The sequence below is a fragment of the Mesorhizobium sp. LjRoot246 genome, assembly GCF_964254115.1.
Lineage (GTDB): Bacteria > Pseudomonadota > Alphaproteobacteria > Rhizobiales > Rhizobiaceae > Mesorhizobium.
On sequence record NZ_CAXUSN020000001.1, the window covers coordinates 5929581 to 5956126 of the forward strand.

Annotated in this window: 24 protein-coding genes; 5 read left to right on the top strand and 19 right to left on the bottom strand. The window is 57.5% G+C overall.

The annotated features are described in order from the left end of the window. Positions 1-69: 69 nt before the first annotated feature. Complete coding sequence (locus ACSQ3L_RS28785; protein ID WP_436162987.1) at positions 70-606, top strand: TIR domain-containing protein; 537 nt, start codon at positions 70-72, stop codon at positions 604-606. Between the two features lie 358 nt (positions 607-964). Here the strand turns inward: ACSQ3L_RS28785 and ACSQ3L_RS28790 are convergent, their stop codons facing one another. The 5 genes from ACSQ3L_RS28790 to ACSQ3L_RS28810 form a co-directional block, all read right to left on the bottom strand. Further along, the gene (locus tag ACSQ3L_RS28790) at positions 965-3601 is read right to left on the bottom strand and encodes a hypothetical protein (protein ID WP_436162988.1); all 2637 of its coding nucleotides are present in this window, start codon (positions 3599-3601) and stop codon (positions 965-967) included. Positions 3602-3739: 138 nt separating this feature from the next. Continuing rightward, the gene (locus tag ACSQ3L_RS28795) at positions 3740-4630 is read right to left on the bottom strand and encodes a hypothetical protein (protein ID WP_436162989.1); all 891 of its coding nucleotides are present in this window, start codon (positions 4628-4630) and stop codon (positions 3740-3742) included. Beyond that, a complete protein-coding gene (locus tag ACSQ3L_RS28800) occupies positions 4627-5781 on the bottom strand; it encodes a toll/interleukin-1 receptor domain-containing protein (RefSeq protein ID WP_436162990.1) in 1155 nt (384 codons plus the stop codon). Before ACSQ3L_RS28800 ends, ACSQ3L_RS28795 begins: the two co-directional genes overlap by 4 nt. Positions 5782-5807: 26 nt before the next feature. Then, positions 5808-7232, bottom strand: a complete 1425-nt coding sequence (locus ACSQ3L_RS28805) for a KGGVGR-motif variant AAA ATPase (protein ID WP_436162991.1) — start codon at positions 7230-7232, stop codon at positions 5808-5810. Then, complete coding sequence (locus ACSQ3L_RS28810) at positions 7232-7816, bottom strand: toll/interleukin-1 receptor domain-containing protein (RefSeq protein WP_436162992.1); 585 nt, start codon at positions 7814-7816, stop codon at positions 7232-7234. Before ACSQ3L_RS28810 ends, ACSQ3L_RS28805 begins: the two co-directional genes overlap by 1 nt. Before the next feature lie 379 nt (positions 7817-8195). Between ACSQ3L_RS28810 and ACSQ3L_RS28815 the strand changes: the two genes are divergently transcribed. Beyond that, complete coding sequence (locus ACSQ3L_RS28815; RefSeq protein ID WP_436162993.1) at positions 8196-8798, top strand: TIR domain-containing protein; 603 nt, start codon at positions 8196-8198, stop codon at positions 8796-8798. A 116-nt stretch (positions 8799-8914) separates the two neighbouring features. Here ACSQ3L_RS28815 and ACSQ3L_RS28820 read toward each other — a convergent pair whose 3' ends face one another. From ACSQ3L_RS28820 to ACSQ3L_RS28835, 4 genes are all read right to left on the bottom strand, one after another. Next, positions 8915-9493: a TIR domain-containing protein gene (locus ACSQ3L_RS28820; protein WP_436162994.1), complete on the bottom strand. Its 579-nt coding sequence runs from the start codon at positions 9491-9493 to the stop codon at positions 8915-8917. 134 nt (positions 9494-9627) lie between these two features. After that, the gene (locus ACSQ3L_RS28825) at positions 9628-10278 is read right to left on the bottom strand and encodes a hypothetical protein (RefSeq protein WP_436162995.1); all 651 of its coding nucleotides are present in this window, start codon (positions 10276-10278) and stop codon (positions 9628-9630) included. A gap of 5 nt (positions 10279-10283) precedes the next feature. After that, entirely contained in the window at positions 10284-11441 is a 1158-nt protein-coding gene (locus ACSQ3L_RS28830) for a toll/interleukin-1 receptor domain-containing protein (RefSeq protein WP_436162996.1), read from the bottom strand. 44 nt (positions 11442-11485) lie between these two features. Next, the gene (locus ACSQ3L_RS28835; RefSeq protein ID WP_436162997.1) at positions 11486-11971 is read right to left on the bottom strand and encodes a TIR domain-containing protein; all 486 of its coding nucleotides are present in this window, start codon (positions 11969-11971) and stop codon (positions 11486-11488) included. 575 nt (positions 11972-12546) lie between these two features. Between ACSQ3L_RS28835 and ACSQ3L_RS28840 the strand changes: the two genes are divergently transcribed. Then, on the top strand, positions 12547-14526 hold the full coding sequence (locus ACSQ3L_RS28840) for a hypothetical protein (protein WP_436162998.1): 1980 nt from the start codon (positions 12547-12549) through the stop codon (positions 14524-14526). Between the two features lie 521 nt (positions 14527-15047). Here the strand turns inward: ACSQ3L_RS28840 and ACSQ3L_RS28845 are convergent. After that, positions 15048-15509 carry a hypothetical protein gene (locus ACSQ3L_RS28845; RefSeq protein WP_436162999.1) on the bottom strand — a complete coding sequence of 154 codons (462 nt, stop codon included), beginning with the start codon at positions 15507-15509 and terminating at the stop codon, positions 15048-15050. Between the two features lie 170 nt (positions 15510-15679). Between ACSQ3L_RS28845 and ACSQ3L_RS28850 the strand changes: the two genes are divergently transcribed. Then, the gene (locus ACSQ3L_RS28850) at positions 15680-16423 is read left to right on the top strand and encodes a hypothetical protein (RefSeq protein WP_436163000.1); all 744 of its coding nucleotides are present in this window, start codon (positions 15680-15682) and stop codon (positions 16421-16423) included. 104 nt (positions 16424-16527) lie between these two features. After that, a complete protein-coding gene (locus tag ACSQ3L_RS28855; RefSeq protein ID WP_436163001.1) occupies positions 16528-16803 on the top strand; it encodes a hypothetical protein in 276 nt (91 codons plus the stop codon). 1 nt (position 16804) lies between these two features. Here ACSQ3L_RS28855 and ACSQ3L_RS28860 read toward each other — a convergent pair whose 3' ends face one another. From ACSQ3L_RS28860 to ACSQ3L_RS28900, 9 genes are all read right to left on the bottom strand, one after another. Continuing rightward, positions 16805-17398, bottom strand: coding sequence for an SOS response-associated peptidase (locus tag ACSQ3L_RS28860; RefSeq protein ID WP_436163002.1), 594 nt, complete (start codon positions 17396-17398; stop codon positions 16805-16807). A gap of 71 nt (positions 17399-17469) precedes the next feature. Then, positions 17470-17676, bottom strand: a complete 207-nt coding sequence (locus ACSQ3L_RS28865; protein ID WP_436163003.1) for a hypothetical protein — start codon at positions 17674-17676, stop codon at positions 17470-17472. A 131-nt stretch (positions 17677-17807) separates the two neighbouring features. After that, entirely contained in the window at positions 17808-19094 is a 1287-nt protein-coding gene (locus ACSQ3L_RS28870; RefSeq protein ID WP_436163004.1) for a Zn-dependent hydrolase, read from the bottom strand. A gap of 145 nt (positions 19095-19239) precedes the next feature. Further along, positions 19240-20019: an SDR family NAD(P)-dependent oxidoreductase gene (locus tag ACSQ3L_RS28875; RefSeq protein WP_436163005.1), complete on the bottom strand. Its 780-nt coding sequence runs from the start codon at positions 20017-20019 to the stop codon at positions 19240-19242. 100 nt (positions 20020-20119) lie between these two features. Then, positions 20120-20890: an SDR family NAD(P)-dependent oxidoreductase gene (locus tag ACSQ3L_RS28880; RefSeq protein ID WP_436163006.1), complete on the bottom strand. Its 771-nt coding sequence runs from the start codon at positions 20888-20890 to the stop codon at positions 20120-20122. A 115-nt stretch (positions 20891-21005) separates the two neighbouring features. Further along, the gene (locus tag ACSQ3L_RS28885; RefSeq protein WP_436163007.1) at positions 21006-22817 is read right to left on the bottom strand and encodes an ABC transporter ATP-binding protein; all 1812 of its coding nucleotides are present in this window, start codon (positions 22815-22817) and stop codon (positions 21006-21008) included. Then, complete coding sequence (locus ACSQ3L_RS28890; protein ID WP_436163008.1) at positions 22817-23737, bottom strand: ABC transporter permease; 921 nt, start codon at positions 23735-23737, stop codon at positions 22817-22819. The genes ACSQ3L_RS28885 and ACSQ3L_RS28890 overlap by 1 nt, the downstream gene beginning before the upstream one ends. Further along, the gene (locus tag ACSQ3L_RS28895; protein WP_436163009.1) at positions 23737-24717 is read right to left on the bottom strand and encodes an ABC transporter permease; all 981 of its coding nucleotides are present in this window, start codon (positions 24715-24717) and stop codon (positions 23737-23739) included. The genes ACSQ3L_RS28890 and ACSQ3L_RS28895 overlap by 1 nt, the downstream gene beginning before the upstream one ends. A gap of 13 nt (positions 24718-24730) precedes the next feature. Continuing rightward, positions 24731-26308 (bottom strand): ABC transporter substrate-binding protein, encoded by a 1578-nt coding sequence (locus ACSQ3L_RS28900; protein ID WP_436163010.1) that lies wholly within the window; start codon positions 26306-26308, stop codon positions 24731-24733. Positions 26309-26546: the final 238 nt, after the last annotated feature.

Here is a 26546-nt window from a genome sequence, read left to right on the forward strand (position 1 = left end):
GTGGGAATAGCACGCGGATTTGCAAGAACGGAAAGAATCCAAGGGATCCACAAGCGAAGAACAGCTGCCGTGGCAATAGTTAGACGAAAGTGTTTCATCTCATACCATCACGCGGACCAAGAAGCGGTGAACGCGTTTGTTCGCAATTTCGACCATGAACGCGATAGCTTTATAGCCCGCGGCTTGGGCGAGGAGATGCCCGGTGATGTTATTGATAGCACCAATACTGATTACGTGATGGCAAGGATTAGGCAGCGCTTTCTTTCTGGTTCGACTGTCACGATTGTTCTGCTGGGCCGATGCACTTGGGCGCGGCGCTATGTTGATTGGGAGATTCAGGCGTCTTTACGCCAAGGGGCATATACGACACCGAACGGGTTGCTAGGTATTAAATTGCCCACCTTCACCAGCTTTCCTGAGCGCTTTAACGAAAATCTCTCCTCCGATTGGCCACGCACAGACTGCTATGCAAGGCACATGGAATATCCGGCAAGCACTCAAGTTCTCGTCGATGCTATTGAAGCGGCTTATCAACGGCGCACGACGCATGCCCGCTTGATTGTAAATCGGCGTGAGAGGATGTCCTACAATCGACAGTGCCAATAGACGAACGTGCTGGAGACAAACTCTAAGGGGCGACTTGGTAGCCTATACAACAAAAGACGAGTTTCGGGGACTTGTTAGGAATATCCCCCTCGTTGAACGCGAGCGAACGAGAAAGCGCGCCCAAGATCGATCGCCTCAAGGGACAACGTTTCTCTCGCATTCGAATCGCGACGATGAATGGATGGTAGGCAGCTGTCGTCTTGACGGCAGTCACGGCGCTCGGTGAAACGTCAGAGCGGCGCACGTATCTGCGTCGGAGGGCACCAGAAGCTCCTTGAGCTTGCCAGAATCGAGATCCGGTAGCTCTAGATCTGGCTTGCCCCATTCATTGAGAGGCTATTCGTTAGACCCGCCTCAGTCACGGCGTTGCGGCAGGCTTACTTCCCGTCGCCGCAGGGCGGACATCGAGCAAACTGCGTCCAAGCTGCCGAAACCAATCCTCCAAGTCGACGTTTAGTCCTTGTTGGCCGACAATCGCCGGAAGAAACAACTTTTCCCCAACGTGTTCACCAAGCGCTCGGTACGCTTCGAACTGCGGCTCCGAGAAGAACTGATCGGCCGTTGAATGATGCGGGAATGCGGGTTCGTCTAACTTGAAGCGCCTTAAAAACTCCCCCTCATTTCCCGTGAGTGAAAGTTTGAGGTAAATCAGGTAGCCGATCTGCTCAGTCGTATCCTGATGCCCCGTCGGATAGACTATGCGACAGAATCGGAAATGAGATCTACTGTATCCTGTTTGGGTTAACCGCAAGTCGTCCAAATCCAGTTCCAGCACGATGCCGAAATCGATGTATGCCAACCGTTGAAGATTGGTGAGTGCATGGAAGGTCATCTTTGGGTCGTTCTCGCCATCGACGGCAACGATGAAGCGGCAACGCCGTCGCAGCAACTCGTAGACACCCAAGTTCTCGATATGGCCCCCGTCGGAAACATTGACAAATTCGCCGCATTCATCCGCCGTCGCCGTTAACTCGCGAAAAAGATACCGAACGCCAGGACTTGCTGTCTTACCTTCGGACGGCCTCTTTAGCCAAAGCCCCAGTCGCAGATTCAACAGCGTCAACCAAAAACTTGCATAGCGGGTTGTTCGCAACCCCATTTGCGGCGAGATAGCTGCCCCCGAAAGCGCCATTGCGGTCGCAAGGTCTAAGTTTGGGTTGGCTTTTTCCCAGTCTTTGGTCGACCTGTATCCAAGCACAGGTGCGCCGACTGCAATTGGCGTCAACGAGAATATGTCGGAAAGCCGACCTCTCATAGATGGGTTCTTGGAGCCTGGAACATTCAGCGCGCAGTTGATAATCGGGAAAAGAGCAAGTTCCGGCTTGAAATCACTCAAATATATGGCAGCTGCCGACTTGAGATCAGAGCCAATCAGGAAAGAGCCTGAGAGTTTTGCCTTGTAGTAAGCGTGTAACGAAGTGGTGTTCACGTCCACCGCGACCCAAAGGAACACCCAAAGCAACGCACAAGCAGCAAAGGCAGCGGTCGCTAGGGGCCAATCGAGTTCAACATAGAAGTTGAAAGCCAATGCCTCCAAACAGACGAAAAACAACACACCGAGCACAGTCAGGAGAAGTGGTCTAACCTTACTGAAGGTCGTCAGGAGAGCTCCGGCAACTGCCGACACAGATCCAAGCGCGGTCAGCCACGCCGAGACCCTGCTCGCATCGGGAAGCTTCTCGGGCACACTCAAGTGAAGATGATAGGCGCCTTGGAACAGCGGCTGCCACCCCACGTGCACAGCGCCCAACACAACCCATAGGATCGGCAGCAGAAGGATGATGCCAAGCCAGGCCATCCATGTTTCCGCGCCGCGAGCTACGCCGGAAAGCTTTCGAACCAATGGGGTAGCGACAAACACAAACAGCAGGAGAATGGGAGAAATCAGCGCGATCCCAACTGCCATTTCTTGCGAAACGAGACGACGAAGCAAAAAGTCTGCATAGCCGATTGCGGCGGCCACCAATGCAAGAACAAGAAAATTGATAAAGATGCCTTGCGCTTGCGCCATCGATACAGCGATGCGTTCCAAGAACGATCCCGAAAGGTAACTCGCGCCGTGTCGGATACGTCGAAGGATCAGGGTTTCACCTTCATCGCGAGTGAATGGCGCGTCCGTGTCCGAAAGGCTAAATCCGGGCAGCTCACTCGCGCTTCCAAGAAGCTGGGTCAGGAACGCCGCCGCATAACCTCCACCCGAGACACTGGAAAGATAGTCGAACTGATGCAGCAGGTTTCTCTTCGCGAGCGAAACCATGACGCCCATCGAGAAGGTGGCGCTTCGGATGCCGCCGCCGGACAGAGCAAGACCGGCCGCCCAGGGTCGCGCGGCGTCAAGTCCATACCGGTCGCGACGTTTCGCGATCTCACTCTTTTCAGCATCAGCGTATTCAGCAAGCTGAACCTCTTCGCCAGAGGTGGCACCCATCGGACGCCAATGGACAGACTTCGCCATTTCTTTGTCGATCGCATCTCGATCCGGCCGGCCACTCCGACCAACAATGTAGCCGGGCGGGGACCCCATGGATTGAAGGACCTTGTCCAATTCGACAAGTGCCCCCTGTATGTCCGCAAGGCCTGCGCGAAATTCGTCACTGCTGTCCAATGCCCTGAGCGCGCCGGAGGCACTCTGAGGATGCCATTTGGCAGTGAACGGCCGCACGCGAGAATTGAGCACATGCCAGAAGAGCGTTTCAAACGTAGCTCCGCCCGGATTGGCGTCGGTTGCTTTCCTTCCCCTTTCAAACAATCGGAAAAGGCTCCCCAATGCACGCTCTTCGACCCCCTCACTGTAGCTAAGAGTTTGGGTGGCAATGCGTGAAATGAGCTCAACGTGCAAGGAATGTGCGGCGCTGCGATCCGCATCGTTTGGCTGCCACAGCCGCTCACCATAGACTCTGAGGAAGTCGGGGCCAAAAGCGCTCTCTTCAGATGGTTCGAGCTGGCTGAGAGCTTGGCGCCACGTTCTGGTCTTGTCTTCTGCAGCATTGGTCATGAAACACTCCCGCCAAAATCAAACACCAACCCGAGAAGGCACTAGTGCAGCAGTCTTGCATCGCAAGCCCGCCAACTACCTATCCCTTACGTCCCAAACCGCGAGCAATCCATGTCCATTCGGTTCCGCTGCTCATGGTCAGAGGTCAAGCCAGTCAGACAGAACATCGGCGACCGCAGAGGCGACGTATTCCGTCCGATCATCGTCGGCAAGATCGGCAAGTCGATTGCGCAGGGCGGGAGGAATGACGTCACGGAGCATACTCAACCTGGCTATCGCCTCGTCATATGACGCCACCTGGGGGCCTCGAGGGACCCGTTTACTTTCAGGCAATAGCCCAAGGGCGATCGTAGCGTCACGTGTCGCCCCACCGAATGCGCCGAGAAGTGCACACGGCTTGCGAGCTTCCAGGCTAAGGATGGCTTCCTCGATGATTCCGGGCATCGCTCCGCGATAGAGGTCACTTGCGTTGTTCTGGAGCCCCATCTTTCCTCCCATCGCGATCCGTGCATCCGTGAGGGTGCACACCGCTTCCCGAGCCGCAGTAAATGCAATTTCTTCCACTACAGGGGCGAGCGTAGACAGCCACCTGCTGAATGCTGTGGCATCTTCTAGCAACGTAGGCGCAGAATCGACACCTCCACCGACCAAAAGTCCGTCCGCGGCGAGACGGAACGGGACCAAGTCACCTCCGATGACGAGCAGCGTTTTAGCTGTATTGCGGGCTTCTCTCATCGATGCGAGCCAGTCATCGAACTTCGATCCCCTTAGAACTGGTTCCGGGACGACGTGTGTGAATGGCGTTTCCCCCTGCGCAGCGTATGCACCCGCGAGATGCCGAAATATCTTGAAAGTATAACCCGATGGTCGTAGGTCGCCGGAATACACTACTCGAGCCCCGGCCCTAACGACTGCCATGCATATCGAATACAGCGCGCGCTCGATCTCGCGTTCGGGAAAGCCAAGCTTGAGTCGATCAGGTCCGTCGCTGATAGAAATTGCCACCGCTCGGCCAGCGAGACGCGTCATTTGACCTCGCCCAAGCTTAACACTGTGGAGCCGGGCGCAAGATATCGGATCGCCTTGTTGAGAATGTCGCTCTCGATCCTACCGAGTGGGGGGTCGGGATAAATGATAGCGCGCTTCTGACCGGACAGATCCACGATGTCTAGCAATTCGGGCGGGCGCGGTAGAACGACGGCTTCGCGGATGTTCGCGGCGTCAAGCATTTTAGCGGCGTGAGCCTCAAAGACGTCGCATCGAAGGCCCTCCGAAAGTGTTTCAACCAACAGAGGTTCTATCCAAGTCGAATTCTCAGGAGCTTGCGTTAGCCGCACGCGAGGCAGGTTAGCTCCATAAGGATACGTACGGCTGGTACGCACCTTGCCCACGTCCGCAAGCACGATTGGGCGATGGTGTCTCTTCGCAGTTGTAAGTTCATAGACGCACCACGGTCGCGTGTCATAAACATCGGAGACGATTGCAAGGAGCGTCCCATGCGAGATTTCTGCCTCAAATCGCGCCTCGAAATCTTCTCCAGGAGAGAGTTCCATTGCATCGTAAAAGGTTTCCAATGGCACGTCATTCGTCGTGTCATTCACATAATCGACGATCGCTCTGGCAGTGAGATCGCCGTCCGCTTTGGCGTGACTTACAAACAGAGGCTCCGTCTGCGCGGGCGAACCGACGAGCGTACGCACATGCTGCCGAAGTTTCAGAACTAGGTGCAACAACAGACGCGCGTCTCTGGCGGCTTCCGATGGAACTGTTTTTTTCCAATGATCCCGTCTTGCGTACTGTGTATGGCGAACCATGTCGGACTCTAATGCCACCTCCCCGGTCGGACTTCCAAACGGGATGTAGACGTCACGACCACCTCTGTGATCCATCTCGCTCCGTATCTTCTTTACGTAGCCGTCCCAATCGGCGCGGTCGGCGTTCATGTAATCGTCGTATAGAAGAACCACGGCATTGTGTCGTGCTCTCTCGAGATCAACCTTTCGAGGGTAAAGAGATTTGTTGTCCCAAGGAGCGCTTCTGAACCGCACCGGAATGCGGAACGCAACCCCGTCACGTTCCATGCCAATTCCATCGAAGTGTCGCGAAATGAGTTCGGCGTTGAGCCTTCCAGTCCTGGAATTCGCCGGCCACAAGACGTAGATCCGAAGAAAATCCAGCATAGTCGAGCGATTCCTTTCCGCAGTATTTATGTGCCAACGTCGGTTATCTTACTTCTAACACTTTCTAGGCGCTCGGAAATTACTGATATTTCATTTTGATCTTTTATGTTATTGACAAATATTGCCTTATAGTCCGCCAATCTAGACGATGAAAACGCACTCTCACCACCCGGCAACACGACAGGAATAACAGTCTTCCGCTCGTTGCTCCGCAGTGCCTGCCGTAAAAACCACTCTGTCTCTCTCCGGACTCCCGATGAACTCTCCAATGAAGGCGTCACGACGGCAATGAAGACGTCCGACGTGGCGATTCTTGCCTGTATCACGTCGGGAGATAGTTCACGCCGAGAATTGCCTATTTCGTCTGGGTCGGCCGCTTCGACAATTCCCTCGGAAGCTCGAATGATTTGTTGGACAACTTCTCGCGCACTCTGATCGGCTTGGGAGTAGGAAAAGAAAACCCGAAGTTGCTGGCGGTCGGTGGAGCGCCGACTTGTTGCAATCGAACGCGCTACGTGTACGTACTCGTCACGGCTGGATGCCAAGAGATCAATCTTTGCAAATTTGTTCATAAGCAGCGCAGCGATAGTTTCCAACGCGAACGTGGCTGCTTGGCTCGGGCTGCGAGTCCCGGTGGTGCCAGCCGCTTCGACTAGCGCGGCCAGATCCTCCCCGAAAGTCCAGCGAGGTACATAGGGGATGCAAAGAAGATCGATCAGCTTGTGGTAATCTGTGCTAGGCGGAGCCCATGTATCCAAGAAAGGCTTGAGCTCGTCCGCGAACCGTCCACGCCACACCTGGGCCCTGTCGTATTCCTCCCGTTGTTCGAATCGCGCCGGAATAGGCAAAGGAAGCAGAGCGGGCCGATCGATCGGCATATTGCGCCGCGCCTCCATCGCTCTCCGCGTAATATCCGCGCAGCCCTGCAGGCTTTGGTTGTTCGCGGTAAACATGAAAGCAAGAATATCCGGCAACTGTGCTGTTGTCAGGCCGCTGAAGTCGGTCACCCCAGTACGGCTATCCACCAAGATAAAATCAAATTCGCTTACCCAAGAAGCGCGCAGGGATTCAAGCCGTGCCCCTAAGCCGTATTTCCCGAAGAGTTCTTCCCAATCCAATCTCTGCACCCGAGCGGTGTAATCAACACCATCCGCAGCTGCTGGCATAATCCGAAGGCGCCCCGAAGATTGTGGAAGGTCCACAGGAGTCACATAGTCGGCCCAATCTCTTTCCTGGCTCAGGGCACAATCATTGATGAAGTCGAGAACGCCGGCCCGCATTGGGCCTGCGTACTGTGCGAAGTAGTGGTTCAATCCAGGGGCTTCAATGTCCCAGTCAACCACCAGAACATTGCTGCCCCACTGGGTGAGAATGGTTGCGATATTGGCCAAGGCAAAGCTACGACCTACCCCACCCTTGTATGAGTAGAAAGTAACAACGGAGCCGGGCATCAGAGCACCGTACGATCGAGAATGACAGCAGGCAACGCTTTCGGCTCGATAATAGGGAAATCCTCCTGCCATGGCGGAACCGCTTCAAGTCGATCGACAAGTTCTCTAGCAACAGCTTGGACAAGAGCATCAAACTTCAGATATTGGGTTGACTCACGAAATACCTCACTTGGATAATTCAATTCGGAAAAATCCTTTCGGCATAGAGTCAATTGCGCATCCGGGTGATAGTATTTTCCGTCCGCATAGCGCAGCGGATAGACGAGTCCCAACGTCATTTCGTCAGAGAAAAGGCCTAGATGCTGTTCTCTATCCCGAAAGCTTTGCCATTCGGCCATACACCAAGCCGAACGGAAATAATCGGCCGACCAAACAGTGAGAAGCAGGCTGGAGAAACGAACCCGATTGCGCAACTCGGAGGGCCAATTGACTCCATCCTCCATCTTGTAGTCACAGAAAACTCGAATCTGCCTCGGAGCAATTTCATCCATCCTTGACTGAAGCAGTGGCACGAGATGCCGTTGGACCCAAGCGCCGACATTTGGAGAACGACGGTATGAGACGAATACATCATGTTCGTACATTTCATTATCCCCACAAGAGCACGACCTTACACCTAAGTAGCCTGATCGTCGTTAGTGATCGGTAGCCATAAGCAGGAACCCTCTTTGGCACTCGCGGCAAAACTCGTCCACAGCACTATCTAGCGCCCCGGTTCGGCGTTCAGCCAGCAGTAGATCGCATCATGACCCAGCGTAGCTCCTCCTCAGTACCGTCGTCATTGTGAAACTACTTCGCCGGTCAATGAGAGAATAAAGCTGTGCTGTGCTTGTCGGGGCGCCAGTTGGCACTTGCACTGGCGTGGCTATCTCGTCTAACAGTCCGATCAAGACGATGATGCGAGCTCACGCAGGTCACTGTTCGCGTCTGTTTGTCTACCATAGATGATTTATGAGGAATTTCGTGGCGCGCAGAACATTCTTCTCGTTTCACTACCAGCCCGACGTGTGGCGAGCCTGGAACGTTCGAAATTCATGGGTCGTTCGAGCGGACGATCAAATTAGCAACGGCTTTTTTGATGCGAGCGTTTTCGAGGCATCGAAGAAGGAAGGAGACGACGCGCTAAAAGCTTTTCTAAGGAAGGGCTTGGAAAACACGTCAGTCACCTGCGTTTTGGCGGGTAACGAAACCTGGTCGCGACGTTGGGTTCGCTACGAAATCGCGCGCAGCGTTCTGAAAGGAAACGGCTTGCTGACAGTCTATATCCAGGACGTCGGCAACAAGGACGGTGAAAAATCGGCTAGAGGCGCGAACCCGTTGGCGCAAATGGGTGTTTACAAGAGCGACTCCGGTATATTTCTCGCTGAATGGAAAAATGGCAAGTGGGTTAAATACCAAGACTATACTCTGGGCATTCCGGAGGGAGATCTTTGGTTCAAGGCGCCGACCTCCACCTCAATCGTACAGTTGTCGACACATTGTATGAGTTATGACTTCACGGCTCAAGATGGTCGAAAGAATATCGGTGGGTGGATCGAGACTGCCGCGGGCTTGGCAAGCCGCTGAGTTGCGTGCGGGTAGATTGATCGAAGTGTTCATGGGGCTGCAATGAGTCACTGGCGCTGAAACCGCGACGTCAGGGCATAGTGGGAGTGAAAAGTTCGGATGACGGCCCATCGAAGCTAGGCAACCGGCCGCAATTTTTCGGCACCGTCGCGCCAATCTCGGAACTGTTTGTATGTTGTGAGATCACGATGGATGTAGAGCGTTCCAGCTTGACCAGGCGTGCGGCCGGTAACGTCCACATAGGGGTACAAGCCAAGAAATTCCTCCCCCTTGAATATGGTGCCGCTGGCAGCTGCGATCGGGACAATGGCGACGTTGCCGTTGAACGCGTCGAAGTAACCCAACTCCCACGGCATCCATCTCGACTTAGTCGCTGCGGTCGAGTGCGCATAGAACAGCGACTTGCACTGCTGCATCCTCTTGCGAAGTTGCTGAGCGGTCGCTGGAGTGACCGAACTCCTGTCCAACTGCGGATCGTCGATCCAATCGACGTAAACCTTCAATTTGAGTTGCTCAAGAATAGCTTTCACCCCAAGTATCAACTCGCTATCGAGTCGTGAGTGAGACAGGAAGACGTCGAATGACGTCTCCCAGGTGTTTATCCCCTCCCGCAAGATTGCATCTGCCGTTTTGCTCTTCCCTACGCGGTAGATCAGGGCTGCGTCACGTACTTCGCGCTCGTTCAGAATAGCCATTTAGTCAATATTCCCTGCCGCCGCAGCCTCAATTCACCAACGATTTTCGGCAACTGTCGTGGAAGCGACTTCAGTCTTCGCCTACATCTTCGTCGCATTCCTTGGAAGCATTACGCTATCCAATTCTTACCCAATTAGGGGCGCGGCTTCCAAAGGCGCATACCGATTTCGGTAGGTTGATCTTCAGGTCTGGCGTATCGTTCTTCTTTTACGGAAATGCCGAGGTGTCGGTGAAAGAGCGCCACGTAGTCCAAGTCCTGGACAAGATCATGGTCCAGCCTTGGCACACGCTCCGCAACTTTCAAAGTCGCCCCGCCAGTCGACGCTACAGGAACGACCGCCGCCTCGGGCTGAAGCTGACGAAAAAGTTCAAATTCGTCGATGATACCGCCCATACCTCCGATAAAAACCGCGGCGGCGAACGCATGCTCGGTGAACATCTGTCGACGCATAGCGAGAAGGCTTCTGCTTCTGTCCCCATCGACATCATCGGTATACACAACATTACCGAAGCGCTCGTTGTCTTCAGGGAATTCATCTTCAAAATATCGGGACTGATACAGGCGTACCCAGCGACCATAGTCCACGCCAAAATCCTCGGCAACGACCCATATCATGGGCGTTATCGCGGGCTGGCCGCCCCAAACAAGCGGCCGTCGGCCAAGCGTAACATGGACGAGCGCAGAAACGGCTGCCGTGATGGCCACGGTGTTGGCCGTTGCGGCGAATTCAGGTCCGCGCTTTGGGTCGGGGACGCCTGCTGACAAAAAGATCGCTTCGGCCATTCTTGTCACTGCCAAGCTGCCAGTGACCACGCGGCTTCAGACACCTTTATTGCGCGCACAGCACTAATGTTATCGTCCAGCCATCGCAGATGCGCACTCCAAGCTTCGCGTATGCCGACATGATCGTAAACAAGCATGGGCATCTCTCCCTGTTCTGCTCGACTAGCCCTTTCGGCCACTTCGTTCAGGATCTCGGCATTTGGAATTCCAACAATAGGATAGGCCCAAAGTTTTCTGCCATCGATCAGCCGGATCGCTATTGCCCTGTGAGCGCCAATACCTTCAACCGTTGCTCCAATTTTTTCAACGTCCGCCCGAAACTTCCCCGTAATGGACATGTAGCGGGAAGCCACGCTTCGGCTGCGCAACCTTTCTACCGCTAAGACGATGTCTTCCGCTGTCTGTGCAATGATCGGACCATCAGCCCCTTCAAGTTCCTTGGGGTCGAGATAAATGGTTTCCGCTAGATCGGTGAACATGCTCGGCTTGTGTTCAGGCCAAACCACGCGTAGGACGTGAATTTCCTTCGCCCGCGCGCGACCGATCTCCTCCCGTGTCCACTTACTGTCGAAGTAAGTTGGCGTATCCAGCATGACTAGTACGTCAGAATCACACAAACGATGCCATAGGATGTCCTGGAACGGATCCCCTGGGCGGATGTCATGGGTGTCCAGGAAAACGTCGAATCCCTTTGATGACATAAGATCATGAAGCTGCAACGCTGCGGCTCGTGACTCGATACGCCGGTAGCTTACGAATACTCTTCGCTGTCGCCTCAATAGACCGATGCATTCGAGAAGCGCCGAAGCGAGCTCTATCATTTTCGGGTCGTCGCGCTTTCGCCGATACCCGTTGAAACGTTGCAGAAAATCTGGAATGAGTGCCCCGAAGTCGCCGGCTGGTCCCACAGTCGGAATAATGGGAGCACTGGTTTTGGCCAACTCTCGAGCGATTTCTGCCTCTGGGTGCGCTGGATCGCCAAAGTAGACGGCAGCGAAGGCGGCGTGACGATCGCGACCAGCCACCGTGGCTGCATCCAAGACGACCAAGTCGGTGCCGACTTCAAGTCCGAAATCGGTAACCATGTCAGCGACGGTCGCTATCAACGTCTCCCGCTCTCCGACCACCCCCCCGCCTAGAACCGCGAATTCATAGATGCTCATGCGACGGCTCCACCCTCGACGAATACGTCGCCAAACCCTTTGAATTATCCGCGGAGTTCGATCGCTTTCTCGACCCAATCGGCCAGATTTTCCTTGATGTAATCATAGACGTTTGTGCTGGTCGAGTATGGCGGATCATAGGTCTTTGCGTACTTCGTCATGGGTTCTTGGCCCACTTTGAAAGTATCAAACGGATTGGCCCCCTTTTCCGACTGTTTACTGTCAGAGTCTTTCAGATTGTGGACATAGACCCCCAGAACCCCCTTGCCCGCATCCCAAGCCTGTTGGATTTCATACTTCACCCATTTCCGACCGGCGGTCTTCGCGCCTATAAGAACAATCAGGCAGCTTTTACCTTTCAAGTGATCATTGATCCATTCTTTTATGGCCGCCTCGCCTTTATTCTCTACTTCCTCCCATTTGTTTGCGCTCAACAACGGCTGTTCTTCGATAACTCCCATCTGTTTAACCTGGGAAACACGCCAGTGATCGTTTTTGTAGTGAAAACTAAGAAAGGTCTTTCTCGTCATTTTTATCTCCAGACGTCTCTAAGGAAAACGGGACGATTATTTTTACTCGCGAAGAATTATACGGATTATTTCTTGTTGCAAGACGATTTTTGTAAACTTCCCCGTGAGTTTCGGTGACCCGATTTCTTTGCCGTTTGCAATGAGACCCAAAGGCGACGCGCTGTGCGGCACGATCCTGCGCGTGCTCGATCCGGCCGCCCCGCCCATGACATAAGCAACCCCGATCCCGCCGACGGAAGCGTCTGCTCATCGGCGTGCCAGTGCTTAGCGGCCTTACGTGAGCTTCGCACCCTCCCTCCTCGCATTTGTTTTTCGATAAGTTGTTTTGAATCGATAATGCATTCATGCTATAAGTTTAACGTAGAAGCAGTTTTGGGAAGAAGTTGTTGAAAATGAGATCGACTCCCGCTGTGTCTATGCATTTATTGACGGCATTCCTGGGGATAATTTCTCTATATATAACAAAATATTGGTATAGTGACAAGTTTGACTACCTGACTTGCAGCATTGTGTTTATACAGCTGTTGTCCGGCTTAACGATTGTATATTTGCTTTTGTTTGCGAAGGGTCTCAAATTGTACCCGCCGCGTTTGCGCATTCGCCTCGAAATCGAGACGGTCTTCTATTCTCTTTGCCTGGCCCTACAGATGGGTGCCAATCCCCAGCGGCTTGCCGATCAGCCTCTGTTCCGGCGACGCTTCGGTCTGCAAGGATCGACGCGGCGCCGGATCGCCTTGTGGGAGGCACAGTTGCGGTCGAACGATGCCGACGCCTGGCACGGTGCCGCACAAGACATGAAGGACTATCTAGAGGAGCAGGCAGGAAGGGTGGGCGACCGCAGGCCGCTCGGCCGTCCCGTCCTCATTCCCGATGGCTTCATCAGGAAGACGAGCGCCAAGATTGCGGTCATTGGCGCCTTGCTGGGAGTGCTGGCGCCGACCGCCCCACTCGTCAGCGTGGCAACGGCGCTGGAGGCGCTGATCCTTTTTCTTGCGGCATTCTCGGTCCTGCTGATGGTGCGGATGGTGGGCGACAAGGTCCACGATTTCCGATCCAAGGCCAGATTCCGGACCATCGTGATTACCGACCAGCCGGAACTGTCCTCGCTGGGGTTGTTCGCCACGTGGGAACTTTATGCCCGGATCGGGCACGCGGTGGTCCTGTTCGTGCGCTCGTCGCTGGAGGACGAGGTGCAGGAACCGCCTGTGCGGGGGCTGTATACAGCCCTGTCCACGCCGGAGGGACTGGTCGACGCGCTGGCGGCTTTCGCCACCCATGCCGACTTGATCGTGCTCGACACGGCTGATGAGGGACTCGCGGTCCAAGTCCGAGCGCTGACGCGCTTCCCGGCCGACAGGTATCGCGCGCTGAGCAAGGACGGATCGTGTCCACGCGACTATCGGTGGGTGGACCCCCGAACCTTGGTGATCGAACCCGCGGATCGCCGAGCGACTAGGACCGGGTTCGATCCCTATGTCCGTAGTACGCGAAAGGGGGGGTCGTGGATGGCGGATTTATACGTTTTCATCGCCGTGGCCAGCGCATTGTTGTTCGCCCGGCTTCCGCACGGCACGCCGCTCGTCCTGTTCTTCATCGCCGCAGCCATTCTGCGGATCCTACCGGAATGGCTGGGGCCGCATCGGATCAGGGCGATTTCCCGCGCGACGCTGCGCGCGCCTGCAAATCCGACAACCAGCCGGGACCTAAGGCCGCGCAGCCTCGCAAGGACCCTGTGGATCGTCACGATAGGGGTTGCATGCGGGGCCATTGCCTATTTCGTCGCCCGAACTGGATTGCATCCCAAGATGGAACCGGACCTCACAATCACCATGGTCAATATCGCCGCATGGCTGGCCCTATTTGGCGGAAATGCCATCGTCGCGGGCGTCTTGATCCTTCGCAAATGGAGCTTGGATTGGAATTTCCGCATCATCGTGTTGCGCCGTAATTCGCGTGTGTTTGGCTATGGCCACAAAGCTTTCGTCATGGCGACATGCGGCAAATATGGACAGGTCACGTCGCTGCACGACTATGAACTGGATCGCACGGACGAGGACTTCGGCGAACAGCGGGAATCGTCGCTCGGTTCCTGGTTCCCGATCTTTTCCGAGATAGAACAGACGCTGAAACCTGATGCCTTTTTCCATGTCTGGCAGCGACAGGTCTCGATCGAAATGGAGGTCGCGGATTTCGCCGTCTTCGACTGGGTCGACGACGTCACCGACAATATGCGCTGGGAACTGGCGGAGGCCCTCAAACATCTGCCCGCCCAGCGCATCCTCGTCGTTGCCAAGCCGAATAACGAATCCGGCGTGCATCTCTTCCTCGACACATGCCTAAAGCCGTCGCAGGATCGCCCGCTGCTGCTGGTCGCCGGGCGCGACCGGGACGACAAGTATATCTGGTCCAGCCACCGGGAGTTCGATGCGGCCTTCAGCGCCGCCCTTTACGATGCCCTCGCTGTACTGACACCGCAGCCACGTCCGCGGATCGGTGCACCGATTTCAGGTGCATGGGCCTACCCTTGCGCCGCAGACCAACAGGAGCTGGCCTAATGACGGCGCATCGCATCGAAGAGATTGTCAGGCCCGTGCTGGTTGCCCTCAATCTCAATCCCGATGGCTTTGCGCTCGATCCAGACTGGCCGAGCGAGCGACCCGACGGCCGGCCCGGATGCCGCCGGTCCTTATGCCTCGTCGATCTCCCTTGCCGGCGACCGTCGGCGCGCCAAGGAAGAACGGCGCATAAACCGCAGTCCTGCGCGCGTCCGCAACGACGGATGATAGTCGCGCGTAGGACAGAGGAGATTCGCCTCCGCCGCGGGCTGTGAACGGGACAGCCGTAGGAGCGTCAGCGTAGCGCCGGCCGCAGGACGGGACGCGGGACCGACTGTCCCCGTCCGCGGCGGTCCGCATGGTTTTGCATCAGGATATGGAAGCCGACCGGCCTCGATCGCGCGCAGTTCCGGTTCTCGACAGTCCGGCCGCGGATCGGCGACGATGCAATAGGATTGACCAGTGCCAGCGCCAAGTTTGCCTTGAAGAAATCGATCAGGTCTTGCGCCCTTCGGCTCCTCTCAATTGCGTGGCAGCTTGTGAATTTCCAGCCTGACCGGCCCGCCCCTGTCACAACTCGTGCAAAAAAGCGCTCGCTCGACAGAACTGAACAGAGCGCCTGTTCCATAGCGTTTGATGAGCCAGACTGGCTTCACCATTGCATGGTGCGAACAGGACCTGCACCAAGCCCGCAACACATGCCATTCGCGAAGATCTCCGAGCGCCACATCGAGGCCGGCGTGAACGCTGCCGTCGATGATGGCCTGTGGCGGGATCTTCACCTCGCCCGGCGTCAGGATTTTCTCCATCACATGCCGACTGTTGTAGTGGATCAGCAACATGCCCGGTCGGCGCCGGATGGCGGCTTGCCAGGCTGCCTGACTCACCGTTGAATCGGGGGAACGCGAAATGGTTTCTGCCAAAGCCTGCCCCTCGCGATCCCAGACCTCGATCCGAAAATTGTCTTCCGCTGTTTTTGCCATAGCTTCGCCGGCCAGCGCGATTGACGCCGAGCCATGGTCCTTTGCTGCTCCAGATCACGCTGAAATAGGGAACATATTCCTCTCCCGTCAAGGGGCATGCTTGACTCTTTGTTCTCATTTTGTTCACATTGGCAGAGATAGGTCATAGGAGGCGAACCATGGAACTTCGCTTGAACATCGAGGACGCAACACCCCAAGAGCTCGCACGTGGCATCGCGGCAGCCGAAGCAGTGTTTGCACGCGCCGGCCTTACAGCTTTGCAAGGCGCGGAAGGGCTGTTGGCGTTGGAAGGGTGGGATATCAAAGGCTTTCCAGAAGAGGACAAGCCTACCGAGGACGAGGACCGGGCCGCCACAGTTTGGCTGGAGGCCGATGAGGCTGCGGCGGCGGCATGTTGTGCGGGCTGGCCGGAGGACAAAGTTCCGCGCCATCAGGTCATGGAACTGATCAATGTTCCCCGCACAAAGTTGCAAGCCGAGGCGATTCCAGACACCTGGCCGGAGCGCAAGCAGCTCTATCCCGACGTCGTCAAGCGGCTGGAGATCACGACCGGCCCGGACCGCCAGATCGATTTCGATATTGCCTTCGTTCTTGGTTGGGTTCCCGAGCGACCGACGCTGGATCGGGTTGAGCCGCTTTCGGAAGATGGAGACCGTATCCCCTTCTTCACCAGCGACCTTGCCCAGGTCGAAGAGATGGCTCGCAAGGCGCTCAAGGACTGGACAATCGAGATCGACCGAGATCCCTGCGATGCCCACGTTTTCGACCCGGCAGCCAGCGATGACGATGATGAACTGCGCATGGCGGCATGGCGTGATTTCGACGGCTCGTTGCATATGGAGAAGCCACCGGCAAATCCTGCAATCGCGCTGACGCTGGCCATGATGCGCGGCCAGTCCATGCATTTCGAATAGTGGTCAAACGCAGTCGGGGCTCACCAACGCCATCGGTCATCGACCGCGACTGGCCGCACCAGGTTGCGCTGCCGGATGACCACTGCACGGACCGGAACTTCAGCATGATCGCGGCATTCTGCCAGGAACGAGGGCTTAAGCACCAGACGCGGCACGTGCAGGCGATATGGCCAAACGGCAAATATGAAACCTATCGGCTCCATTGCTTCAGCGATGCGGCATCTGCAGAGGCCTTTCTGGATCACTTCGAGGGGTTGAGGTTCGATCCGAGGCAGGATCGGGAGAATGGAAAGGTCCGAGGCGTCTGGCGTCGCACGGGCGAATACACGCCGGTTCTCGATCTCGGGCCGCTCAGCGTACCAGAGATCCTGCGCAGCTAAGTCACGAGCTTTCGGGGCGAACTGTCTCGACCGAGAGCGATCCGGCCGGAAGCGGCCGCAACAGCTCAGCCTCAGGCTTTGTCAAATTGATCCATGCCACCCAATTTTCCGGCTGAAGGACCACAACCTGCCGATTGTGATATGGCGCAACATCAGGTCCGGGATCGGTCGTCAGCATGGTGAAGGTGGGCGACTTGTTGCCGACAGCCTCACGCCAAAGCCCCGCGACAGCCATGAACGGCGAGCCGTTGAGCGTGAAGCGATGTTTCGCCTTCGGATATTTCGTGCCTGTGAATTCGAAGAACGCGGACGCAGGAACGAGGCAGCGGTTGCTGTTTCCGAATTGCCGACCCTCGGATCGGAAGTTGAACACAGGCCCACCTTTTGGTCCGGTCGGCGGAAATCCGAACGTCATCGATGCCAGTTCGATCGTGTCATCAGCGGCACGCATTATTGGCGCCGGGTCATTGATGTGGACGTCACCCGCCTGGGGCAAATCAAGTTCGGTTTGGTGGCTGGGGATTTTGAGCGCCAGCGACGCCATCATCCGACAATATTCAGCCCAGAGTACATGCTGTTCATAATCGTTGCACATGGGAGGCTCCGGATCTGGGCGACCTGTTTACAGTAGGGCTATCGAGGGCAGGATGAAAAGCGGATCGGCGCTCAACCGAACGGATCCCGCTCAACGAGGATGTCTGCCTCCTTTGCGGCCTCAACGAAGGTCTTGCCGGCGTGGCGGATTTCTTTCAGTCTCTCGCCGAGGCGTAGCTTCAGCCGTTCATTCTCTTCGCCGGAGATCTCGTACTGAACCTCGTGGATGTCACGCGTTTCCTGAAGCCATTGGGTGCTACGCGCGGCAACGAAGTGCAAAATGCGGCGAGGCTGGGTGGGGGGAAAGGCGGTAGCGCTCTGGCGCTACCATCATCAACCGCCCAATCCGACAGGGCAATGCCACATTCCTTTGTAAGTCGTAGAGGCTACATGAGGCGAGCCATGGAAGCCTATGAACGGCGCCGAATTAGACCGGATCCCTCGAGGCAGAAGCGCCACAGCATTCCCGCGAGGATCTGGACTCCAAAAGCCCGATCATCTGGCGACGTGAATTCGGACGGATGATGCATGACCCCGCCAAGGCTCGGCACGTTGATGACCAGCCCCTTGGTGACGGACGCCATAGCGACTGTGTCATGACCGGCGATGGAATCCAGTCGCATCGTCTCTTCGCCGAGAGCCGCCGCCGTTTCCTCCGCGAGCTTGAATAAATCCGCGTCGAACCGCCCCGCCTTGCGGCGGTCAATGCTGCGGACTTCGACCTCCACGCTCGCACGCCGGGCGGCCTCTTGCATGGCTGCCTTCAGTTCTTCTTCCGCCGAGGCCAAAAGGTCTGGCTCAGGCGAGCGCAGCTCGATGAACAGCACCGCCTCTCCCGGTACAACGTTCGGCGAGTTTGGATAGACTTCAAGGCGCCCCACAGATGTGTGCATGTCGAGACCGCCCTTATCGGCGATCGCCTTGATATCTGAGATGAGATACGCGGCGGCCAGCACGGCATCCCGGCGTTCGGCCATTGGCGTCGGGCCCGTATGGGCTTGCCGGCCGATGAATGCGACCCGATACTTGGTCGCGCCCCAGAATCGATCGACGGCCGCGAAACGCTTCCCGGCATTTTCCAGGAAAGATGCGCCCTCGATATGCAATTCGATCAACGCATCTGGAATGACGCTTTCGGCGCTGCCGGCGTAGCCGATCCTGTTCAGGGCTTCACCCACGGTGATTCCGTCGGCGTCCTTCCGGCTAAGCGCAAATTCCAGCGCATGTTCACCGGAATGGACCCCGCTCCCCAGCACACTTGGCTGGAAACGGGCACCCTCCTCATTCGTCCAATTGGCCAGAATGAAGTTTGCCTTCGGCGTGATGCCGGTTTCGCGAACCTTGCGCTGAATGGCCTCGATGGCGCTGCAGGCTGCGACAACGCCATAGCTGCCGTCAAAGCGGCCGCCATTCGGCTGGCTGTCGATGTGTGATCCGGTCATGATACGCGGCGCGTCCGATCCGGCCCAGTCGAGAAAGCCAAACATGTTTCCGATCGCATCGACTTCCAAACGCAGGCCCGCCGCCTTCATCCAGCCAGCCAGCCAGTCTCGCGCCAGACGATCCTCTTCCGACAGGGCCAGTCGGGTCAGCGCACCGCCCGGTCCGCCGCCGATTGTGGAGAGTTGCTCCATCAGTTTGTGATGCGCTTCGGCGTCGATGATGGGGGGAGAGGTCGCATCTGAAGCACCGGTCATGTCGCTTGCTCCTTGGTGGCGACGCCAATGCCTCCGACGACAGCGCTGCTGCCGCGCAAAAAAACTGGCGACTGGATCCCGTTGAATTCTCTTTTTGAAGTTCTTGCGGACTGCTGGCTGGTGATTGAAGTCGTACGCAATCCACCTAACCGGCGGTGTTGCCGCCATCGATTCTCAAAACGGAGCCATTGCAATATGATGACTCATCGGACGCCAGATAGAGGCATCCGTTTGCAATTTCCAAGGCCGTTCCGGGGCGTAGCATTGGAGAAAGGGCTTTGGCGGCTTCAGGATCGTCGAACTTGTGCATCACGTCCTTGATCATGTCGGTCGCGGTCCAACCAGGAGCGACGCAATTGGCTCGAATGCCTTGTGCGGCCCAAGCCATGCAGAGCGAGCGTGTCAGGTTTTCGACGCCAGCTTTGGTGGCGCAATAGGTGTGCCCGTCGGCCAGACCCTTGACGGCCAGAATGCTGGATATGTTGATAATCGACCCGCCGCCGGTGGCCAGCATTTTTGGGATCGCCAGCTTGCACATGTAGAACACCGAGTCGAGGTTGATGGCCATGACTTCGCGCCATTTGTCCACGGGTGTATCAACCACGTTGGACATGGAGCCCGGGCTGACTTTCGCCCAGCTATAGCCAACGCCTGCGCCGTTGAGCAGGACATCAACGCGTCCATGCACCTCGAACGCTGCGCTGAACGCTTCACTGGCACCTTCCCAGCTTGAAACGTCTCCGCCAACAATATGACATTTCCGCCCCTTGTCCTGGAGCTGCGCTTTGGTTTGCTCCAGCTTTTCATAGGTTCTACCTATGCCCACCACAAGCGCGCCTTCCTCTGCAAAGCGCTCCATGCTGGCGCGGCCAATCCCTGCACCAGCGCCGGTGATGATGGCAACTTTCCCCTTTAAACGGCCCATGGTCTCTCCTATCGTCAACGGATTGAATGCTGAAATTTGGAGAAATTTCCGGCATTATGTAGCGTCCACCACCAGCCGCCGTTTCTCCGTAACTCTGTAATCAATACTCCACCCCCGGCATGAAGACTCCGAGCGTCCAACCGCCGTCGACTAATAGACTCTGTCCATGTATGTGATCGGCCATGCTTGAACTGAGAAACAGAACCGCATCCGCGATCTGTTGCGGCGTTCCCCACTTGCCGTCGGGCGTCTGCGCTGCAAACATGTTTTTTGTGTCCTGACTGTAGCCTGCGGTCATCGGCGTCGTGATGTAACCGGGGGCGACCCCGTTTACGTTGATGCCATGCGCGGCGCAGTCCATCGCGGCCGCACGGGTGAAATGCAGTACGCCACCTTTGGCGGCGCAATAGGCCGCGCATCCCTGGTGGGCGCGATAGCCCGAGATGGAACTGAGCGTTACAATCTTTCCGCCGCGCCCCTGCGCCATCATGTGGCGGACTGACTCGCGGGTCGTGAAGAATAGTCCGTCCAGATTGACGGCCATAGTTTTGCGCCAGGTCTCATCATCGGTGTCCAGTACCGAGCCGAGCAGCAGCAGGCCAGCCGAAAGAACGGAAATGTCGATCCCCTTCTTTTCGGCAATCGTGGCAAATACGCGGTTGACGGCAGCACTGTCCCCGACGTCGAGTTCCTTGAAATCCACTTTGGGATTGTCATACATGGTCATCTCGGCTTCGGAATAGGCGCGTATGGGCGCCAGGACTGTCACACTCGCTCCAGCAGCCGAAAGGGCTCTCACCACGGCTGCACCGATGCCAGAAGAACCACCGGTGACCACGGCATGTTTGCCGGCCAGATCAATAATGGTCATTTGCTTTTTCCCTTTTGAAGAAACCGCAATCGAACAATGAAGTCCCTCCCATCACTCGACAATCCGCAGGCACGAAACGCTTTGGCGCATGGTGGTGGCGCTCTGACGCCGAGGTTCACGCCGCGACGCTAGTTTCTTCTCGATCGAGCAGATGACAGGCCGCGAGCCTTCCAGGTTTGTGCTCGCGCAGCAGAGGCGTGTCGACCCGGCAGCGCGCAAAGGCATGCGGGCACCGCGACGCGAAACTGCAACCCGGCGGAATGTCGATCGGGCTCGGCGGCTCCCCGTCGAGGAGGCATTCCTCCGGCTTGTACGGATTGGCGTCCAGCGTCGGCACGGCGGACAGCAGCGCCCGGGTATAGGGATGACCGGGATCGTAGAAGGTTCCGCTGGTATCCGCGATCTCGACCATCTTGCCGAGATACATGACGGCGATGCGCGTGCACACGCGACGGACCATGGCCAGATCGTGCGAGATGAAGAGATATGTCAGGCCGTGCTTGACCTGCAATTGCTCGAAAAGGGCCAGGAGGCGCGACTGTTCCACGGGGTCGAGCGCCGACAGCGTCTCATCGAGGATCATCAGGCGCGGCTCGAGCACCAGGGCGCGCGCGATGTTCACGCGCTGGCGCTGTCCGGCGCTCATGCCCACGGGCAGCGAATGCAGATCGTCCACCGACAGCCCGACCTCCCGCATCACGTCGCGCACACGTGAGGCGATCTCCTTGCGGCCGACGCCGTGGACTTCCAGCCCCAGCCCGATCGAGCGGCCGACGGACAGATGCGGGGGGAGGCAATTATATGGATCCTGCAGCAGGAGCTGGAACCCGTTGCGCATTGCGAGTCGCTCGCGCCGGTTCATGGTCGAAATGTCGCGACCTTCGAACATGATCGAGCCCTGATCCGGTTTCTCCACCCACGAGAGGAGCCGCGACAGCGTCGACTTTCCGCAGCCGGATTCGCCCACCAGACCAAAATTGTCGCCGCGGAACACGCTGAAACTGACGCCGCGGACAGCCTGCACATTCTGGTGACCGAAGAACGTTTGGCGGTCCCTCTTGCGGTATGTCTTCGTGACATCCTGGACCTGCAGGATCGGCCGATCACGGTCGTGGTGGGGTTCCCCGGCTATCTCGTCACCGGTCCATATGCGCGGCGTGCGGGCCACGAGTTCGCGCGTTATCGGGTCCTTGGGGCTGTGGGCGACCTCCATGGGTTCGCCCCTTTCGACGATCCGGCCACCGGCGAGCACCAAGGTCTCATCCGCCACCTCGGCGACGGACGGCACCGAGGTGCTGATGAAGACGATACCGGCCGATATCCGTCCGCGCAGTTCGCGCAGCAGCCGAACGATCTGCGCCGCGACCGTCACGTCGAGCGGCTGAATGATGTTATCGCAGATCAGCAGTTCCGGCTCGGCAATGAGCGCATCAACGATGACGGCGCGTTGCAGCATTCCGCCGGAATACTGGTTCGGAAATTCGGAATAGCGGCTCTTCGCCGAGGGGATGCGGACCGCGTCGAGCAGTTCGATGACGCGTTTCTGCGCCTCGGAATCGCCGATGTCGGGGCGAACCGCTCTCAGCTTCTCCGCGATCTGGTTGCCGACGGGCAGCGTCGGGTCAAAGGCGTTTCCGGGATCGGCGCCGATGAAACCGATCTTCGAACGCACCTCGCGCCGGACCCGCAGGTCGCGCAGATCGCGACCGCGATAGAGCAGCTGGCCGCCGGTAACGTGCAACGGCTCGCTCACCCAGCCAACCATCGCCTTGGCCAGCGTCGTCATGCCCGAACCGCTTTCACCCAGAATGCCCAGGACGCGGTCGCGGGCGACGTCGATGTCGATGCCGTCGAGGACTTGGCGGCGGTCACCGCCGCGAACGAACTCGATCGAAAGGCCTCGCAGCGACAGCAGCGTCTCACCCATCAGATAGTCCCTCCGAGCACCTTGTTGCGCGCCTGTTCAACCGACGTGCCTATGAGGTTGATGCCGAGCAGGGCGGCGAATAGGAAGGCACCGGGCATCGTCGCGACCCACCAAGCGTTGATGAGGTATTTCTGACCGTCGGCAATGATGTTGCCAAAGGTCGGTGTCGGCGGCTGGACACCGATGCCGATGAAGCCGAGGATCGCCTCGAATATCATCATCCGGGCGATGTCGAGCACGGCGACGAAGGCGATCGGCGGCAGGACATTGGGGGCGATCAGCTGGAAGATGATCCGCAGGTCCGAAGCGCCCAGGATCTTGGCTCCCCGGACATATTCGCGCTGGCGCTCCGAAAGCGTGACGGAACGGGTCACGCGCGCATAGGCGGGCCAGCCCGACAAGGCGAGCACCAGCGTTACCGTCTCCACGCTCGGTCGCCGCACGGTCAGGATGGTGATGGCGAGAATGATCACCGGAACGGCAAGCTGCGCGTCGGTGATACGCATCAGCACCGTGTCGATCCAGCCGCCATAATAGCCGGAAAAAAGCCCGATCACCGCGCCGAACACGAACATGATGATGACGGCGCTCACGCTTATGAGCAGCGCGTTCTGCAGGCCGATCAGCGAACGCAGGAACAAGTCGCGGCCGAGCTGATCCGTTCCCAGCGGATGCAGCCACGTCCCGCCGGACAGGAAGAACGGTGGCTTGAAGCGCTCGAGCACGGCCATCTTGGTCGCCGACATCGACGTCAGATGCGGGAAGATAAGGGCCGTGGCGATCAGGATAACGAGGAGCACGAGGCCGACACGAAACTGCGGCTCGGCATAAGCCGTCCGCCAGACGCGCCGTCCGGGACTGACGGCGGCCGTCTTGTCGGCGGGTACGGCAGTGACGACGGTGACGGGGTCGATCAACATCAGAAATCGAGCCTCGGATCTATCCAGGTAGAAACCAGATCAACAAGTATGTTGATCACGATGAAAAGTACGGCGGAAAGAACCGCAACGCCCTGAATCACCGGAAAGTCGCGTTGAAGCACGGCCTGCACGGTCAGCAGGCCGATTCCGGGATAGTTGAAGATGAACTCGACGATCAGGATGCCACCGAGCAGAGCGCCGATCTGAACGCCGAACAGGTTCAGGACGGGTACGGCTGCATTGCGCAGGATATGGCCGAAGAAGATGCGCCAGCGCGACAGTCCGCGGATCTCTGCCAGGCTTACGAAGCCTCGCTGTCTGGCACCTGACACCGACGACGAGAGGCTTCGCATGAAGATCGGCGACATTTCTATCGCGATCACGAACGCGGGCAAAATCGTATAGGAGAAGCCCTGATAACCGATCGACGGGATGAGATGGAGCTGGGCGGTAACGACCAGCGCCAGCACCACCGCCAGCCAGAAATTCGGGATCGAGACGAAGGCCGAACTGACATAAAGGACCAACTTATCGGGCCATTCTCCCGAACGCATCCCGCCGGCAATGCCGAGCGGGATGGCGATGATCGCGGCGAAAAGCAGCGCCAGCGCGGACAGTTGCAAGGTATAGGGCAAGGCTCGCCCGATCAGGTCCAGCACATGAGCCTTCCCGGCCTGGGCGAGCCCTCCCTGCGATTCCGCAACCTGCGAGCCGTTGAGCGCGCGGATATAGGACTGACCCAGATCGCCATGCAGAGCCGCGCCGAGCCAATGCACATATTGGATCGGTATCGGATCGCGCAGACCCATCTCCCTGGCTGTCGCCTCCACAACCTGGTCGCTGGCCATGGGGCCGAGGACCAGTCGGGCGGGGTCCCCCGGCACCAGTCGCAGGACTGCGAAGATGCCGAAGGACACCAGGAGAATGATGAGCACGCCCTGCAGGATACGCCGGACGAGAAAGCTGACGAGCGAGACCATCCGACGGAATCTCTCAAACGTCTTTGTAGTAGGCGCGCGACACGTCCATTAGGCCGTTGGGGTAGACGTAGAAATCCGTCAGCCCGGCCCGGCAGGCATTGAGATTGACCGAGGTGAACAAGGACAGCGACGGCAGCTTGGATGCGATTACCTCAGTTGCCTTGCCAATCAGCACCTCGCGCTTGGCCGGATCGCCTTCCGCACGCTCGGCGTCGAGCGCCGCATCCATGTCCTTGTCCTTGATGCCGTTGATCAGACCACCGCCGCCACTGGCCTTGGAATAGAACATCGCACGCAGCACGATGTCCGGCTCCGGCGAGCCCGACATCCAGCCGCAGTCGATCATGTGGCCATCGGCCACCTTGTCGGCCGTCTGGTAGAGACGGCCCTCCCATGCCGCGGCATCCATCACGTTCAGCTTAACATTGAAGCCCTGCTCATTCATCATAGACGTGATGACTTCGCCGTATTCCTTGGTCTTCGGATAGAAGCCAGTCGAAGTAAGATATTCGAGCGAGGGAAGTCCCTGACCGTTTGGGAAGCCGGCTTCGGCCAAGAGCTGCTGGCACTTTTCGGGGTTGTATTCAGGATAGCCCGGAACGTCCACGGAGCCGAATTTCAGCTTGCTGATATAGGAATTGCTGGCTGCACCAGCGACGTCCATGACCGCGAGGATCTGCGAGCGGTCGATCGCATGGCCAGCCGCCAGCCTAACCAGCGGATTGTCGAAAGGCGGCTTGTTGCAGCGGAAGTGCAGGTACTTGTTTTCCGTCGACAGCGCTTCCCAGCTGTTCACGGCCTTGTTCTCCTTGACCGTCGCATACTGCTCCGGTTCGAGACGCTGGAGAAGATCGATATCGCCGGACATCAGCCCGAGAATGCGGGCCGTGGCGTCGGCGACATATCTGAACTCGACCTGATCGAGCTTCGGCCGGCCACGGAAGTACTTGTCGTTGGCGACGAGATGGCTCGAATCGCCTTCCTGTTTGACGAACTTGAAGGGCCCTGTCCCGTTCGGCCTCTGTGAGAGAACCTTGGGGTCCTTGACGTCGTCCTTCGAAACGATCGCCATGAGGGCGCCGGTAAACTGGAACGCCGACGCCGGGCACCCGAACTTCTTCGTATGCACGCGGGCCGTCAGCCGGTCCACGACTTCCACTTCGCACTGACTGGGATACAACGCGCTCGCAGGCCTGCCCGTGCTCGTGGAGTATTCGAACGTCGCCTTGACATCCTCGGCCGAGAACGGCGCGCCGTCGTGGAACGTCACGCCGTCGCGCAGCGTGTATTCCATCGTGTACTCATCGATCAGCTTCTGACCGGTCGCCAGTTCCCAGACGATTTCCGACGGATTTTCGGGGCGCATCGGCGTGCGGAACAGATACCCGAAGACGAAATTCTCGAAATTGATCTGGGCCAGCTGAGTGTGGCTGGTCGGGTCCCAGTTGCCGGTCAGGGCCTGGGCGGAGCCGTATATCAAAGACTTACGGCCCTGCGCGTACGCCGGCCGGATGAAGGGAGTAGGCAACGCTGTCGAAGCGAGGCCACCTGCCGCTGCTGTCAAAAGAGAACGCCTGGAGATTTTGAGCATAACACCGTCCCTCTGGCTGTCATTGGTTTTCTTGCGGCTTCTTAGCCGTTTATCAACGTTGCATATAAAATTTTGACTTGCAACAAATTTTAGTAGCATGTCGGGCAAGTTGCTTCTGCGAGTCGACGCAGACCGAGACGCCTCGGCTGATGCTGGCCCCGATTGGGGGGCGTCGAGATCACCGGTGCAAGGCTAGGCACCGCAATACCCCTTGTCAGATCTACGTCGGACGAGTTCC

Coding starts and splice junctions, on each gene's coding strand:
- ACSQ3L_RS28805 (WP_436162991.1), bottom strand. CDS start 7,232: ATGCCCGGCTCCGTTGTTACTTTCTACTCATACAAGGGTGGGGTAGGT.
- ACSQ3L_RS28875 (WP_436163005.1), bottom strand. CDS start 20,019: ATGGGCCGTTTAAAGGGGAAAGTTGCCATCATCACCGGCGCTGGTGCA.
- ACSQ3L_RS28835 (WP_436162997.1), bottom strand. CDS start 11,971: ATGACGAGAAAGACCTTTCTTAGTTTTCACTACAAAAACGATCACTGG.
- ACSQ3L_RS28895 (WP_436163009.1), bottom strand. CDS start 24,717: ATGGTCTCGCTCGTCAGCTTTCTCGTCCGGCGTATCCTGCAGGGCGTG.
- ACSQ3L_RS28830 (WP_436162996.1), bottom strand. CDS start 11,441: ATGAGCATCTATGAATTCGCGGTTCTAGGCGGGGGGGTGGTCGGAGAG.
- ACSQ3L_RS28870 (WP_436163004.1), bottom strand. CDS start 19,094: ATGACCGGTGCTTCAGATGCGACCTCTCCCCCCATCATCGACGCCGAA.
- ACSQ3L_RS28800 (WP_436162990.1), bottom strand. CDS start 5,781: ATGCTGGATTTTCTTCGGATCTACGTCTTGTGGCCGGCGAATTCCAGG.
- ACSQ3L_RS28880 (WP_436163006.1), bottom strand. CDS start 20,890: ATGACCATTATTGATCTGGCCGGCAAACATGCCGTGGTCACCGGTGGT.
- ACSQ3L_RS28890 (WP_436163008.1), bottom strand. CDS start 23,737: ATGTTGATCGACCCCGTCACCGTCGTCACTGCCGTACCCGCCGACAAG.
- ACSQ3L_RS28845 (WP_436162999.1), bottom strand. CDS start 15,509: ATGGCAAAAACAGCGGAAGACAATTTTCGGATCGAGGTCTGGGATCGC.
- ACSQ3L_RS28790 (WP_436162988.1), bottom strand. CDS start 3,601: ATGACCAATGCTGCAGAAGACAAGACCAGAACGTGGCGCCAAGCTCTC.
- ACSQ3L_RS28855 (WP_436163001.1), top strand. CDS start 16,528: ATGATCGCGGCATTCTGCCAGGAACGAGGGCTTAAGCACCAGACGCGG.
- ACSQ3L_RS28810 (WP_436162992.1), bottom strand. CDS start 7,816: ATGTACGAACATGATGTATTCGTCTCATACCGTCGTTCTCCAAATGTC.
- ACSQ3L_RS28900 (WP_436163010.1), bottom strand. CDS start 26,308: ATGCTCAAAATCTCCAGGCGTTCTCTTTTGACAGCAGCGGCAGGTGGC.
- ACSQ3L_RS28860 (WP_436163002.1), bottom strand. CDS start 17,398: ATGTGCAACGATTATGAACAGCATGTACTCTGGGCTGAATATTGTCGG.
- ACSQ3L_RS28820 (WP_436162994.1), bottom strand. CDS start 9,493: ATGGCTATTCTGAACGAGCGCGAAGTACGTGACGCAGCCCTGATCTAC.
- ACSQ3L_RS28825 (WP_436162995.1), bottom strand. CDS start 10,278: ATGGCCGAAGCGATCTTTTTGTCAGCAGGCGTCCCCGACCCAAAGCGC.
- ACSQ3L_RS28885 (WP_436163007.1), bottom strand. CDS start 22,817: ATGGGTGAGACGCTGCTGTCGCTGCGAGGCCTTTCGATCGAGTTCGTT.
- ACSQ3L_RS28795 (WP_436162989.1), bottom strand. CDS start 4,630: ATGACGCGTCTCGCTGGCCGAGCGGTGGCAATTTCTATCAGCGACGGA.